At 31.1% G+C, this 588-nt stretch carries 1 protein-coding gene and 1 pseudogene; both read left to right on the top strand.

The features are described 5' to 3' along the window. On the top strand, positions 1-408 hold a 408-nt coding region (locus E4T68_RS09400; RefSeq protein ID WP_209305071.1), incomplete at its 5' end, for a hypothetical protein. Further along, positions 401-588, top strand: a pseudogene (locus E4T68_RS08985) (hypothetical protein); the annotation flags it as partial. The gene E4T68_RS09400 and the pseudogene E4T68_RS08985, both read left to right, overlap by 8 nt.

Genomic DNA, 588 nt, shown 5'->3' with positions numbered 1-588 from the left:
TTTAATCTTGGCATTAATGCGGGATTAAACGCTGTTGTAGGGAAGATTAATCAAAGCAAAGCTAATCCAAATGATGATATACTAACGAACAATCCAGCTGAAAAATATACGAAAAAACTAATGGATTTTTCGTATCAAGAAATTTCAGAGATGACAATTGAAGAAATTGAAGCATTCAAACCTCGTAATTGGAAATTGACAAAACATAATCCTTATTATCATATATATGATGCTAAAGGAAAGAAACGTTTTAGATTCGACCCACCTGATAGTCATACACCTTATTATCATATGCATGCATATGATGAACAGGAAATTTTATTGGATCTTGATGGACAACGTGTAGATAGACGTTCACCAGATGGACATATTAAATCAAATTATTTAGGAGGACAACCGGATGAATAAAAATATTAATAAAATACAAGAGGCTTTAGATAATACAGAGTATTGGGATGCACAATTGCTAGATTTTAACATTCAACATTTAGGAGATGAAGCTAGACTTTATATTCAACAATATAGACCAGGTTATGGAGAAACTGATTATTGTTATGAAATCACATTTTTCAGATGTTATAAAGTAGC

Source organism: Granulicatella sp. WM01, from assembly GCF_004570605.1.
Taxonomy (GTDB): Bacteria; Bacillota; Bacilli; order Lactobacillales; family Aerococcaceae; genus WM01.
Note: the sequence above shows the minus strand (reverse complement) of the source record. Positions and strands in the feature narration are given on the sequence as shown.